The organism is Enterococcus sp. AMC1251, from assembly GCF_058216535.1.
The window spans coordinates 1,878,172-1,892,737 of sequence record NZ_CM177098.1; the positions used below are offsets into that span (position 1 = coordinate 1,878,172).

At 35.2% G+C, this 14,566-nt stretch carries 9 protein-coding genes; 1 reads left to right on the plus strand and 8 read right to left on the minus strand.

Annotated features, from left to right (window positions below):
* Positions 1-17: 17 nt before the first annotated feature.
* A complete protein-coding gene (gene efbA, locus AC4BBR_RS08830) occupies positions 18-1,724 on the plus strand; it encodes a fibronectin-binding protein EfbA (RefSeq protein ID WP_490459211.1) in 1,707 nt (568 codons plus the stop codon).
* 18 nt (positions 1,725-1,742) lie between these two features.
* Here efbA and AC4BBR_RS08835 read toward each other — a convergent pair whose 3' ends face one another.
* From AC4BBR_RS08835 to AC4BBR_RS08870, 8 genes are all read right to left on the minus strand, one after another.
* A complete protein-coding gene (locus tag AC4BBR_RS08835; protein ID WP_490459212.1) occupies positions 1,743-3,557 on the minus strand; it encodes a penicillin-binding transpeptidase domain-containing protein in 1,815 nt (604 codons plus the stop codon).
* Between the two features lie 429 nt (positions 3,558-3,986).
* A complete protein-coding gene (locus AC4BBR_RS08840; RefSeq protein ID WP_490459213.1) occupies positions 3,987-5,435 on the minus strand; it encodes a DEAD/DEAH box helicase in 1,449 nt (482 codons plus the stop codon).
* 241 nt (positions 5,436-5,676) lie between these two features.
* Positions 5,677-6,582: a magnesium transporter CorA family protein gene (locus AC4BBR_RS08845; protein ID WP_490459214.1), complete on the minus strand. Its 906-nt coding sequence runs from the start codon at positions 6,580-6,582 to the stop codon at positions 5,677-5,679.
* Between the two features lie 37 nt (positions 6,583-6,619).
* Positions 6,620-7,084, minus strand: coding sequence for a MarR family winged helix-turn-helix transcriptional regulator (locus tag AC4BBR_RS08850; RefSeq protein WP_490459215.1), 465 nt, complete (start codon positions 7,082-7,084; stop codon positions 6,620-6,622).
* Between the two features lie 163 nt (positions 7,085-7,247).
* Positions 7,248-8,207, minus strand: coding sequence for a LacI family DNA-binding transcriptional regulator (locus AC4BBR_RS08855; protein WP_490459216.1), 960 nt, complete (start codon positions 8,205-8,207; stop codon positions 7,248-7,250).
* A gap of 13 nt (positions 8,208-8,220) precedes the next feature.
* Positions 8,221-11,523, minus strand: a complete 3,303-nt coding sequence (locus tag AC4BBR_RS08860; protein WP_490462095.1) for a GH36-type glycosyl hydrolase domain-containing protein — start codon at positions 11,521-11,523, stop codon at positions 8,221-8,223.
* Positions 11,524-11,540: 17 nt separating this feature from the next.
* Positions 11,541-13,688 carry a beta-glucosidase BglX gene (gene bglX, locus AC4BBR_RS08865; protein ID WP_490459217.1) on the minus strand — a complete coding sequence of 716 codons (2,148 nt, stop codon included), beginning with the start codon at positions 13,686-13,688 and terminating at the stop codon, positions 11,541-11,543.
* A gap of 35 nt (positions 13,689-13,723) precedes the next feature.
* A complete protein-coding gene (locus AC4BBR_RS08870; RefSeq protein WP_490459218.1) occupies positions 13,724-14,554 on the minus strand; it encodes a carbohydrate ABC transporter permease in 831 nt (276 codons plus the stop codon).
* Between the last annotated feature and the right edge of the window lie 12 nt (positions 14,555-14,566).

Genomic DNA, 14,566 nt, shown 5'->3' on the forward strand with positions numbered 1-14,566 from the left:
AGAATTGAGGGATGTTTATGTCATTTGATGGCGTATTTACTCATGCAATGGTCTCAGAATTATCAAAGACTTTAGCCACAGGCCGAATTTCAAAAATTCATCAGCCTTATGAAAATGAAATTATTTTAGTTATCCGCACGAAAGGGAAAAATCATAAATTGCTTTTATCAGCTCACCCAAGTTATGCTCGGGTTCAACTGACCGAAATAGCTTATGCCAATCCAGATACACCACCAAATTTTGTTATGATGTTGCGGAAGTTTCTTGAAGGAGCCATTTTAGAAAATATTCATCAAATCGACAATGATCGAGTGATCCATTTTACCTTTGCCAAAAGAGATGAACTAGGTGATTTACAAAACATTGTTCTAATCGTTGAATTAATGGGCAGACACAGTACGATCGTTTTGATAAACAAAGAAAACGGTAAGATCTTAGATGCTATCAAACATATTGGCAGTTCTCAAAATAGTTATCGTTCTCTACTACCTGGTGTTGAATACATCGATCCACCTAAACAAGATCAGCAAAACCCTTTCTTAGCCAGTAAAGAAAAAGTATTTGAAATCCTCTCAAAAACCAATGAAATCAATGGAAAATATTTACAAAATCAATTTCAAGGTTTAGGTAAAGACACCAGCGATGAGTTGGCTTTCCGTTTAAATGAACGTCCAAACGAAAAAATGCTTGTTTGGCAATTATTTTGGTCTTCTATTGAAAATGAACTTATGCCAACATTAACGATGACTGAAAAGAAAGAATTCTTTACGCCTCTTACTTTTGCATCAATTAAAGGAAAACAGCAAAATTTTGTGAATTTGAGCGAGCTCCTAGATACATTTTATGGTGGAAAAGCAGAGAAAGATCGCGTTAAGCAACAAGGCGGCGAGTTAATTCACAAAATTGAAAACGAGTTAAAACGAAATCAAAATAAAGTTATAAAACTCCAACAAACATTGGATGACACAGAACATGCAGAAAATTATCGTCGAGATGGCGAGCTTTTAACAACGTTTATGACTCAAGTTCCAAAAGGGGCTGAATTCGTTGAATTGCCTAATTATTACGAAGAAGATCAGTTATTAAAAATAAAATTAAATCCAGCCCTTACACCGAATCAAAATGCTCAAAAATACTTTCAAAGATATCAAAAACTAAAAAATGCGGTAAAAGTTGTTCACGGACAGATCGAACAAGCCAATCAAGAAATCGGTTATTTAGAATCTGTCCTGTCACAATTAGAAATCGCAGGTCCAATGGATATCCAGATGATTCGTGAGGAACTGATTGAACAAGGATATGTTAAAAATCGTGGTGCAAAAAAACAAAAGCAGCCTAAAAAAAGCAAGCCAGAAGAATTTTACTCAAGTAGCGGTAGCCTAATTCTTGTCGGTCGTAATAATTTGCAAAATGATCAACTTACTCTTAAGACAGCTAAAAAGACAGACATTTGGTTACACGCAAAAGATATTCCAGGCTCTCATGTGATTATTAAAGAGAATGAGCCCTCTGAAGAAACGTTATTGGAAGCTGCAAATCTTGCTGCCTATTATTCTAAATATCGTTTATCAGCCCAAGTTCCTGTTGACTATGTCCAAGTGAAACACGTTCATAAACCTAATGGAGCTAAACCTGGCTACGTTATTTATGAAAATCAAAAAACGATCTATGTTACTCCAGATGAACAGCTATTAGAAACATTAAAAACGAACGCGCCTCATTAAGAGGTCTGTTCGTTTTTTTTAATCACGAGAAACCATTGCTCGTGGGACTAATTTATTAGCTACCTCAGAAATAATATCATTCGCTGAAATTCCTTCTAATAAAGGTTTTTTGATTGTCATGTAGAAAATATATTCTGGATTTTCAGTAGGAGTAATCGTAACTACAGAATGTAGATATTCTTGTTCTTGATAACTACCATTCTCAAAAAATTCTGCAGTGCCAGTTTTTGCAGATACATTTAATCCCTCTATTACATATTCTTTCCCCATTCCATACTTAGGATCTACCGTAACATCGTTCATATATTCTAAAACCTTCCTAGACGTTTCACTTGAAATCGGTATCCCTACTATTGTCGGTTCAACAGTTGTTTCTTCTCCATTTGAAGAAACAACTTTACTAACGATGTTAGGCTTTAACATTTTACCGCCGTTAGCGATTGCAGTGTATGCTTGGAGCATTTGTAAGTGAGTGACAGAGATTCCTTGACCATAAGACGTCATTGCTCTATCTACTGTTGTCTTATTTTGGATTTCACCAACTGCTTCACCAGCTAAACCAAAATTTGTACTTTGTCCAAATCCAAATTTTTTAAGATATTCTTCCCACAAATCTGGCATTCGTTCTTGAAGAGTTACCATTCCAACATTACTCGACCAAGCTAGACCTTGTCTAAACGTCATATTTCCTTTGCCTACACCGCTATTCCAATCCTTAATCGTTGTACCATCGACTTTAATACTCCCAGAGGCAAACTGTTCATTGTCATTGAATTTATTTTCTTCAATCGCACTCGCTACCATCAAGCTTTTCATTGTTGAACCAGGTTCATAAACATCTTCTATAAGAATGTTACTCCAACGAGCAGTTTCAGGATTATCTAATCCTTTTTTTGTATCTAATTCAAAAGATGGGCGTTGAGAAGTTGCTAAAATATTACCAGTTTTTGCTTCTAGCAAGGTAGCAGTAATATGTTCAGGTTGATATTTTTGTGCAACATTATCTAATAGCTCTTCTAGATAAAATTGTAGGTTACTATCTAAAGTGGTATAAATATCACTTCCATCAACACGTTTTTTTTCTTTTACACTGCCTGGCTTCACATCTCCTAAAGCAGAGTTTTTTTCATAACTTCGTGAACCATTTTTACCAGATAACTTATCATCATAAGCTTCTTCGATCCCCATGACACCATATTCATTGCCTTTGTCGTCTTGATTAGTATAACCTATGAAATAAGAGGCAAAATTACCAACTTGATATGCACGTTTTTTTTCTTCTCTAAAATAGATGCCTGAAATCTTTTTCTTATCTAAATCTTCTTGTATGCTTCTTTTGGTTTCAAAATTCAAGTTTTTACCATTTGTTCCAAATTCAACTGTTGTAACTGGCTCTCCTGCTTCATTTACACTTGGTTTCAATTGTTTTAATGTCATACCTTTATCTATTTTTACATGCTTTTCTAAAATTTCAGCAATTGTTGACCAATCTTTTTCTTGAACATATAATTTTTTACCTTCTAAATCAGTATAATTTCTATCTAAAATAGCGTATAACGAAAATGCACTTGAATCCTCTACTAATACATTACCATCTCTATCAAAAATCGCACCTCGTTTAGCATCTAATGTCTCATGAACCTCATACATTTCCTTTGTTTTTTCAGAAAGAGAGTTCCCAGCAACATTACCTGTAATTAAAATATATGAGAATCTGATTGTAAATAACAAGAAAATCAGGACGACCAAAAACAAAATAATCACGCCTACTCGCTTTCGGTTTTTAATTGTTGAAAGATTACGACGATTAATTATTTCTTTTATTTTATTCATTTTATTTTATCTCCAAATTGAGTTTTTATTTTCATTAGCTGTTCAAAAGTCTAGATTTATGCATAATCGTGTATTTCCATTTTACTTCTTTTAATCATTGTTTTTTTCTTATCATTCACTTCTTTAAAAAAAATTAGAGTATTGTAGAAAAACGTTTCCTCTTTCAATTTAGGATTTCTATACTCCAGTCCCTCTTTTAAAAATAAATTTTCATAATGATGCTCTTTCTTTTCTATAAATAGAACCGATCCTTAGACTACTTTTGGGTAGTGATACCTGGCAACATGTATCTCGAAAGCTTAATGTGCCTATAACAAGTATTGGAACTTGAAAATAATTGACGCTAACAACAAATTACTGATGTTCTAAATATGAAAACTAAAAAAAGGGACATGACTCTAAAATCAATGAGTGATGTTCCTTTTTATATTATTTTTTTCTTGCCAAATGTACTTTCAATTGTTTACCTTTAATTGTTCGTTCTTTCATCGCTTGAATAACTAGTTGACCTTTTCCATTTAAAATATCAACATATGTTACATTCTCTTGAATAGTAATAATTCCTATATCTTCTGATGATATGCCTTCAATTTTTGAAATGGTTCCCACAAAATCAAGCGCTCTTAGTTTCTTTTTCTTACCACCATTAAAATAAACTTTTGTGATTTCTTCATTTACACGTTTCGCTTTTTGCTGCTTTGGTTTTTGCCTTGTTGTTATTTTCTTCTCAAAATCTGGTTTACTTCTTGCTACTTGCTTGGTATTTGGTAACGCGATTCGTGTCATTGTCAGCTCACCAAATGATTCGATTTCTCTTTTTAAAGACTCTTCTTTCGAGGTGACAAACGTCAGAGCAAATCCTTCTTTACCAGCTCGTCCTGTTCTTCCTACACGATGGATATAGCTTTCTTTTTCAAAAGGAACATCTAGATTAATGACATGTGTAATATTCTCAATATCAATACCACGAGCTGCTACATCTGTTGCCACGAGATAACGAAACTTTCCTTTTCTAAACGCATCCATCACTTCAAAACGGTCTTCTTGCATCATGCCACCGTGTAGTTTCCCTACTGGATATCCAGCTTTGACTAAAAAATCATATGTGTCATTGACTTTTTCTTGTGTATTGCCGAATATGATGCATGTATCCGGGTTTTCAACGATCGTGACAGCCTCTAAAGCCGCAAGTTTATTTTCTTCTGTTACGTCTAAAAAAGCATGTTGGATTTTAGGTATTGTTTTTTCTGTCGCTTCGATTTTTATAATAATGGGTTCACGTAAATACGAGCGACTCATTTGTTCAATTGTTTTTGGCATCGTTGCAGAAAAAAGCAGGGTATTTTTAGCTTGTGGTAAAGCTGATATAATCTCTTTTACTTGCTCAATAAAACCCATATTCAGCATTTCATCTGCTTCATCGATCACTAAGCAGTTGATTTTTTCAAGAGGGAGCGTTTCTTTTAAGATATGATCCAATACCCGTCCAGGCGTCCCAACAACGATATGACTTTTTTGTTTTAATTCTGATTTTTGTTTAACGTATGAAGCTTTTCCATAAACTGCGGTTGCTTTTATCCGTTTATACCGACCGATGTTGATTAGATCCTCTTGCACTTGCTGAGCTAACTCTCTTGTTGGTTCTAAAACAAGGACTTGTGGTTTATTTTCGACCCAGTCAACTTTTTCGCAAAGAGGGATGCCAAAACTAGCTGTTTTTCCGCTACCAGTTTGCGACTGAACTAAGACATCCTTTCCATCCAAAACAGCTGGAATCACTGCTTGTTGGACTGGTGTTGGTGTCTCGTAACCTAAATCTGAAATGGCTTCTAAGATTACTTCGCTTATTGGGTAGGTATTGAAGTTTATTTTATTCATTGTTTCCCCATTCTTCTATTTTATCGATCCAAACATTTTTCACATGGTTAAAAATTCTTTCGCGTAAGTTGATTTATTCGCTTAGTTGTCAAAACATATTTTAGACTCAGTTCCTTATTATCCATGAAAAGTCATTGAACTGCAAGAGGCTAGATTAGTAGAGAAAGTTGTTTATTAGAGCTAAGACAATAATGACAACCGAAAATTTCTTAAGGTTCGAAATTATTGACTACCTATTCTATCATTTCAATATGAGACGCAATATAAATGATAAACCAAACCATCCAATCAAACTGATCCCAATTGTAATCACCCATCCCAAAATATTATGTTCCAGCGGTAAAGGCATGTTCATCCCGAAGAAACCTGTTACAATTGTTGGAATCGTTAATAAAATAGACAGCACTGTTAAGATTTTCATCGTATCATTCAAGTTATTATTCAAGATATTATTGTATGTTCCAGATAATTGGTGTAAAACTTGTGACGTTAACTGCGCCATTTCGACTAATTGTCTTGCTTCAATCAGTGCATCCTCCCACTGTTCCTTTTCGATCTCATTTAACGATTGGAAAATCACATTTGTTTTTATTTGCTCTAATAACACTGTATTTTGTTTTGTCGCAGATATAAAGTAAGCCATACCTGTTTCTACATCTGACAAGGCTAGTAGATTCTTTTTAGTCGTTTTTTCTTTTAGCATATCATTAATATGATTTCGTTCTTTATTCATTTCTTCTATCACTGGGAAAAATTTATCTGTGATCAAGAACAAACTTGAAAATAAAAATTTGAAACTAGAGATATCTGAATTATTTTGTAAATATTTTTCCATGTAATGAATAATATAGACATTTGCACTATTTGTTATCGTTAATAATTGCTTGTTTTTGATTAAAAATGTCATTGGCACAGTTTCATAGTGATGATCACCCTTTTTTTCTTGCGGAACATTGTAGATCAGAATAAACGCCTCTAATTCATTATCGTATTCAATTCGTGCACGTTCATCTTTATCTAATGCATAGGATATGATTTCACTATCAATGCCGTATTGTTCATATAAATCTGAATCAGTTGCAACTTGGTCAGAATTGATATTGATCCAAACATTTTCACCACTGCCAAATTTTTTCTCTGTTATCATAAAAAACCTCCTAACTTAATATGTAACACCAATCCTTTCAGTCATGTTGTGTACTCATTTCACTTACTGTATTACCGTTTTTCACTAAATTTTTTTTTGCTTTATTAAGATTGACTTCTAACTGTTTTTGCTCTTCTTTCGTTAAAGCACTACGAACCTTTTCGTCTAACTGGTCAAAAAGACTATTTACTTGCTCTACTAACTGCTCACCTTCAGCAGTCAGAAATATATTTTTCTGTCGTTCATTATTTTTGGGAATTTCACGATAGATAAGCTGTCTCCCTACTAGTCCTTTTAAAATATTGGTGACCGTTGCTTGCTTTTTTCCTAAATAATCTGCTATGTCTCGCTGTATTGTGCCTGGATGAAGAAAAATATAACTGAGACTACGTGCTTGTAAACTATTTAATTGTAATGCTTTTAATTTTGCCACTACATAATTTTGTTGCAAAATACTCAGCGTGTATATCTTTTCTGCCAGACTATCTCTATTGGAAATCATTATTCTCACCTCTTCATTAAAAGTTTAAACTAAAATACTTTATTTTACAACTGTTTAAAAATAAATTATCAGCTTTATAAGTCTTATTATATTGAAGAAGGTGTAACAAGTCTAAAAATCCGTCTTGTTACACCTTCTTCAACTATTCTATTTTCTTATTCTTTCAAAAAAATGAAGGGCCATCAATAAAACTTGTGTAAATATGGTCATCCTCGGTTTCTTCTCCAGCAATTAATTGCATGATTTTTTCAGCGGCTAACATGCCCCAACGATGTTTAGAGTATGAAATCGTCGCTAATCGTGGCTGAACAAATGCACTGATATCAGTATTATCAAAACCGATCAAACGAATATCCTTACCAATTTCATAAGGGGTTTCTTCAATATATTTATAAATACCAATTGCCATCTCATCATTCAATGCAAAAATATCTATAGGAAGTTTTGGTTCTTTTTCCATGATTTCCTTAGCTGCTCGAAATCCTGAGGGCTCTGTAAAATCGCCTGAAATAATGTCATACTCAATAGCAAACCGCTCTAATTCTTTGATACTAGCCTGTAATCGTTCCTGACTATCATAACTTTTTTTAGGTCCGGAAACCAAAAATAATTTTTTAGTTTGACGATCAACGACTTTTTCTATTGCTAACGTAGCACCGCCTTTATTATCTAATAAAACTTTACGTACATTTTCATGCGTGATCAAGCGATCTAAAATCACTAAAAAATGACCTCGATCTGCATATTGCTCTATTTCTTTGTTTTTGAACGTCCAATCTAAAACAATCGCACCATCAATCATTCGCTCTGGAATAAACAAATGTGATTTATTCCCGCTGCAAACAATCATTTCATAGTTCTGAGCTTCCAATCCTTTTTTTATACCATCCAATAGTTCGCCATAAAAACTGCCACCATAATCAGCAAGATACACACCGATAATATTGGTTTGCTGCCTTTTTAATGTACGAGCAGCCATGTTCGGAACATAGTCCAATTCCTCTGCAATCGCTTGGATTCTTGCTCGAGTTGCTTCAGTAACTTTTGGACTGCCATTTAATGCATAAGAAACAGTTGAAATTGATACTCCTGCTTTTCTGGCAATTTCTTTAATTCCTACCATGTACGCTCATCTCCTAACAAAAAATATCTAATTGGTTTTCTTTCTTATTTAAGCAAGTTATAAGTTCATCTAAAAAAATTATATATCCGCCTTGACGATACGGATTTTTTTCTCTTTTTATAGACAGTTCTGTTCCATTTGCTATCACAGCCTCTTTTTGAGCAGCCAAATGAAATATAATTCGCACGTCTTTGCCAGCTATTTGATACTCCATTGCTAAACCATCTAATTCTTCCGGTAAAACTGGATCAACGATCACATTCTCCTTATCTTCCCGAATACCTAAAACATTGGTTAATAGTTGGTTCATGTAGATTCCTGGACCGCTAGAATAAATCCGCCAACCACCTTTGACTTTAACACTGCCGTCTTTCAGTTTGTCAAAATTTTCTTGCGCATCGTATCTGGTTTTAAAATCACCATCGGAACTACTAAAATAAACATTGGCTTGGCGTAACTCGGCATTGTCAACGTGCTCTTTTATTTGAATCGGGTTAATAAGATTCATAGCCCGCCACGTTTCATCAGTTTTGCCAAGTTTAGCCATCGCTTCTGTAAAACGAATGTGCGCATGAACATACTGTAACCCAATTTCACGACCAAAATTAGCTGATTGTTCCGCACGTTTAAAGTTGGTACTGACACCGCCTTGATAAGTTGCTGGTCGATTCATTAAACGGACACCGTCAGGAAATTGTAAATGTTCTTTAATAATATCATAATGATGCTTCGCTTGTTCAGCCGTTAATAATTCAGCGATCATACTGCGTGTCATTGGCAGTAAACGATATTGAATTCTAGTTTTTTTATCCCTTGGATGAATCATAAATTCCACATGATCCGTATCTTCCATATAAACAAAGCCCGGAATTGTGTCCGTCGATAAAATGTACTGTTCAAAATCTTTTTTGATATTGATTGCTAATTCATGTAAGTGCTCGCCATATGCAACATCTACTTCCGTTAATAAGACGGATAATTTATGCACGGTTTGATACGTTAATGCAACCGTCCAGCTACTTGCCATATATTTTTTCAATTTAGTATCATAAGGTTGTAATGTATCATCCCAATCCCCATCGCTATAACAAGATAAGTACGTTCCTTCTAAAAAGTTATCTTCAATAAATTGAATTTCTTTTTGCATATGTTCAAACAAGGTGTACGTCTCAGTTGTTTTTGAAAAGGTTGTACGATCCGTATATGAAATTTTTTCGTCTAAAATGCTGAAATCTTTTGTTTTAGCTAAATAATCAGCCACAATCTTCATCGGCCAAACGATCACATCACCATGGCTCTCATCGGCTTTTAGTTTTTCATAGTGATCAAACATAAACCACTGCGGCCAATTGCCATCATCTTCAAATTGATTTGAATAAACATTTTTAATGATTGAATGGACAACTTCTGGTCGATTAACGGCGAAGAAAAATTCTGTTGGACCTTGGGAAACATCTCTTGTTCCCCATGCAGCACCGCCATACTGTTCTAATCCGTGTGGTGAAAGATAATGTACCAACATATTGTGTGTATACCAGCGTGACAACACATTTATTGATTCAACTTCTTCAGTTTTATGTGTTAACTGGAAATTATTTAGTAGCTCATTTACAAAATCTAAGAATTGCTTATTTTCTTTTTCGTATGTGGTAGTTACCGTCTGAAATGGTTCGCCCGTCAAGTTTGCCTGGATGTGCATAGAAAATTTCGATTGTTCTTCAATCACAAAAGTAGTCAAAACTTCTGCAGATTTGCTCGATATAAACAAGCGTTCATCGGTTAGTTCAAACGATTTATTTAGCGAAAAATAATAAGTTAAATCCGGGTACTCTTCATGAATCACTGATTCTGGCAAAGCCCTTACAGTGACCGATTGGTTTAATTTAGTCACTTCATAAGCAGGCTCTTCTTCATCAGCATTCATCACCAATTGATTGGTTACAGCAAACGTATAGTTCAAGCCTCGTTGACTTGTCACTTCTGTACGGATTTCTTTTGTATCACATAACGTAAACGTTCTCACCGTAAGTATATCATTCTCTAATTTATAATACCATGTAGCAGAGTTCAATCCCATTACAAATGCAGAGGGCATTGTTAATACACGCCAATTTTCTGCTTCTTTGATATAAATTCTTTGTCCTGATTGTTTTATGATGTTTAGTGAATTGCGGCTGTTACTCATCAATTTATTCATAGATGTGTTGCCTAACACAATTTGAGAGTTAAAAATTCCGTACATATAAACAGTTGTGCTTAGTAAAGGATGCTCTACATCTAGCTCTGTTCCACTTAATAAAATATGTCCATGTGCTCTTTCCATAGCAACTTCCTTTTCTTTTAAAACCACATGCTGATAATCGTCTGTAAAGAAAGAAACCACATTACCATCAATTGTTTCGACTAGATTTTGATTGGGAAATAATTCCTCACGTTCTTTATTGGTTAATGTTTCACCTGTTATTGGTTTACCTAGTTTTTTAGTAATGGTTGTTTCTTGTTTGTTAATTTCTGCGAATTTTAATGTATCATAACTTTTTTTGACATCTGCTTTAGATATTAACGGGGCTTTAATAACTGTTCTTTGATCGTCTATTGGTGCTCCATAAAAAATGATTTTGGTCTCTTGCTCCGTTACATTATAGGATTCACTCTGTAACGCGGTATAGGCAAACTCGTATTGATATACTTCATTTACTAAAAATGCTTGCTTCAAAGCGTAAGCTTGATTTGTTTCTTTATACTCACGACCAAAAAATTGATAGCCATCTGTGGAAAAAGCAACCAACGGATTCAAACTACCTTGCTCGATTACTGGAAATTTCCCCTCTTGCGGTTGATTTTGTCGAGAAGAAATAGTAATTGTTCCATCTTCTTTCGAGATATGATGATCCACATATTGTGACATGTACGCTTCATTTGATCGAACGGCACCTTTTGTCGCATTGCCGATGTCTTGACCATAGATGATGTCTACCTTCTGTCCAGAGCCTGTCACTGTCACTTGCCAAAACCAAATACCTGTTTCAGCTAGTTTAAAATCAACTTGGTAAGACACACCTAAAAAGTTACCCATCCAAGTCGCTTGTTCTTTGTTAATCTGAAATTTGCTAGCTGAATTAGACCCAATCATGGGTGTACTCTGAATGTCATTTTTATCATAAACTCTTAAATAGAGTTGATTGCAACTTCCATCTAATGTATTTCCATTCAGTTGGTTGATCATGATAGTTCCATGGAATAATTCATAAAGGTCGCCCGTTTCCATAAACAAGACGGTTGTTCCACCATTTTTAATCGTTTGTTTTTGATGCATCATCTCAATCTTCCTATCTATTTCAATAATTTGACTGTTTTTGTTACGACATCCCTGCTATTTGATCCAATCATTACCTCAAAAATTCCAGCGTCACTAGTAAAAGTTTGGTCACTATGGACATAACGCAAAAGTTCTTCAGTAATCATAAATTGAACAGATTTTTTCTCATGTGCTTGTAACGTTAGTTTTTCAAAGCCCTTTAATTCTTTCATCGGACGAACCACTTCACCAATTTGATCTCTAATATATAATTGAACCGTTTCTTGACCCGAAATATCTGATTGGTTTTCTACAGTAATAGAAACCATAATTATTTCATCTGATCTCATTTCATTCGAGCTTAAGTTAAAATCAGTATAAACAAATTCGCTATAGCTTAAACCAAAACCAAAAGGATATTTTGCAAAATTTGAAACATCTAAATATTTACTTACATATTTTTCATCGCCTGGTTTATACGGTCGACCTGTATTATCGTAATTATAATAAACAGGTACTTGTCCTACTGTTTCTGGGAATGACATACTCAAACGAGCACTTGGATTATACTCTCCGTATAAAATATCAGCTAACGCTGCGCCACCTTCCGTCCCTGGAAACCAAGCCTCAACGATTGCTTTTGCTGAATCGATTCCTTGAAGATCTAATGGACGACCATTGTACAACGTAACAATGATATTGTCATTCACAGCTTGAACAGCCTTGAATAAGTCAAGTTGCGCTTGTGGCAGGCGAATATCACTCCGGCTTGATGCCTCACCACTCATCCAATCTTCTTCGCCAAGGGCTAAGACAACGCTATCCGCTTCATTGGCTAAAGCAACAGCTTCATTGATCGCAGCTTGACTTGGTCTAAAATAGTCAAATGCTTCTTTTCCAATCACATACTCTGCGCCAAGTTGATCTACTCCTTGCGCTAAAGAAATCGCTTCGTCTTTTTTACCCTGCCAAGACCAAACGCCGATTACATCATGAGAATTAGCAGCAGGTCCCACAATAGCAACTTTCTCTTGCTTCGATAAGGGTAAAATATTCTCATTTTTTAATAAGACAATTGATTTTCTCGCACTATCTTTCGCAATAGCACGATGCTCTTTTGATAAAACAACTTCTTTTTCTAACGTCACATTAGCACCTCTATGAGGATGTTCAAATAAATCTAAGTCATTTTTTAGTGTAAGAATCCGCAGAACGGCTTCATCTACTGTTGATTCAGAAACGATATTTTCTTCAATCAGTTCTTTTAGATTTTCGGTATAACAGGTCGTCATCATTTCAATATCTACGCCTGCTTTGATTGCAAGTTCAGCCGCTTGTTTTTTATCTGCCGCTACACCATGAGCAATCAGCTCAATGATCGCTCCCCAGTCTGAAATAACAACACCATCAAAGCCAAACTCTTTTCTCAATACATCTCTAAATAACCATTTATTTCCTGTTGCTGGAACACCATCTACTGTGTTAAAAGAAGTCATCACTAATTTTGCCCCTGCATCAAGCGCTGCTTTGTACCCAGGTAGATACGTATCTCGTAATTGTCTTTCAGACATATTGACCGTGTTATAATCGCGACCACCGATCGCTGCACCATATGCCGCAAAATGTTTGACACAAGCCGCTATACGGAAGAAGTCATTTTTCAAATCCTCCCCTTGGTAGCCTTTAACGAAGGCTTCCGCAAAGCGACTATTTAAAAAGGGATCTTCCCCAGTTGATTCCATCACACGACCCCAACGCGGATCACGAACCAAATCGACCATCGGTGAGAAGGTTACGTGTAAACCAGATACTGCTGCTTCTTTTGCTGAAACTTCGGCGACCTTTTTAGCTGCTTCAATATCCCATGAACTACCCAAACCAAGTGGAATCGGGAAAATTGTCCGAAACCCATGAATGATATCTGCCATTAAAATCGTTGGTATTCCTAATCGATTATTTTCCATATATGCTGTTTGTACACGGATGGCCTCTTGAGCACCTGAAATACCCAGTATTGTTCCGGCATTATTAATATTTTTTTGCGTCAAACCGAGGTCTGTCATAGGTCCAGTTTTTTCTTCGGCCTTTTCAGAATAAAATTCAGCAGCTAATTGCATTAATTGTCCCACTTTTTCATCTAAAGTCATTTGCTCCAATAAATCTATTAATTGTCTTTGTTCCATCTTTATCGTCACCTTTTCTTTTTGATATTTAAGTTTCATTTTAATCCAGAAACGTTAAATCCTTGTAAAATGTATTTTTGGAAGATCGAGAACACGATCAAAATTGGAATAACCATAAACGTCGCTCCCGCCATTTGTAGGGCATAATTGGAACCATGTTGTCCTTGTAATAGTTGCAGGCCAACTGATAATGTATAATATTTTTCATCATTTGCGATGATCAATGGCCATAAGAAGGAATTCCAGCCGCCGATAAAAGTCAAAATCCCTTGAACTGCTAAAATTGGACGACTAACTGGTAAAATTATTTTGAAAAAAATATACCACTCGCTAGCTCCATCAAGCCTTGCTGCTTCAAGCATTTCATTTGAAATAGTATTCATAAATTGCCGGAATAGAAAGATTCCAAATGCACCCGCTAGCCCTGGTAAGACGATTCCAATTAATGTATTCGTTAAACCAACTGAATTCAACAATAGATACACGGGGATCATTGTTACTTGTCCAGGGATCATCATTGTGGCTAATACCATTAGAAAAAGTCCATTCTTTCCTTTGAAATCAAACTTAGCAAACCCATAACCAGCCATAGCGTTTAACAACAAGCCGACAAAAGAACAAGCTGTAATAATCAGCGTATTTTTAAGATAGGTGCCAAAATTCAATCTAAAAAAAAGCTCTTTAAAATTGTCGAATGTTGCATCTTTCGGGAATAAGCTGGGCACAATCTGATTGATTTCCGCATTAGTTTTAAATGAAGAAAAAATCATCCAAAGAAATGGGAAAAAGGTCATAATGCCCAGAACGCCTAACAGGATACCGATAAAAAGCTTAAAACTCATTTGCGCATTTTTATGTGAATTCATATCGTCCTCTCC

Bases quoted from the DNA above. Each gene is read 5' to 3' on its own strand.
- AC4BBR_RS08840 (WP_490459213.1), bottom strand. From the start codon at position 5,435: ATGAATAAAATAAACTTCAATACCTACCCAATAAGCGAAGTAATCTTA.
- AC4BBR_RS08845 (WP_490459214.1), bottom strand. From the start codon at position 6,582: ATGATAACAGAGAAAAAATTTGGCAGTGGTGAAAATGTTTGGATCAAT.
- AC4BBR_RS08855 (WP_490459216.1), bottom strand. From the start codon at position 8,207: ATGGTAGGAATTAAAGAAATTGCCAGAAAAGCAGGAGTATCAATTTCA.
- AC4BBR_RS08860 (WP_490462095.1), bottom strand. From the start codon at position 11,523: ATGCATCAAAAACAAACGATTAAAAATGGTGGAACAACCGTCTTGTTT.
- bglX (WP_490459217.1), bottom strand. From the start codon at position 13,688: ATGGAACAAAGACAATTAATAGATTTATTGGAGCAAATGACTTTAGAT.
- efbA (WP_490459211.1), top strand. From the start codon at position 18: ATGTCATTTGATGGCGTATTTACTCATGCAATGGTCTCAGAATTATCA.
- AC4BBR_RS08870 (WP_490459218.1), bottom strand. From the start codon at position 14,554: ATGAATTCACATAAAAATGCGCAAATGAGTTTTAAGCTTTTTATCGGT.
- AC4BBR_RS08850 (WP_490459215.1), bottom strand. From the start codon at position 7,084: ATGATTTCCAATAGAGATAGTCTGGCAGAAAAGATATACACGCTGAGT.
- AC4BBR_RS08835 (WP_490459212.1), bottom strand. From the start codon at position 3,557: ATGAATAAAATAAAAGAAATAATTAATCGTCGTAATCTTTCAACAATT.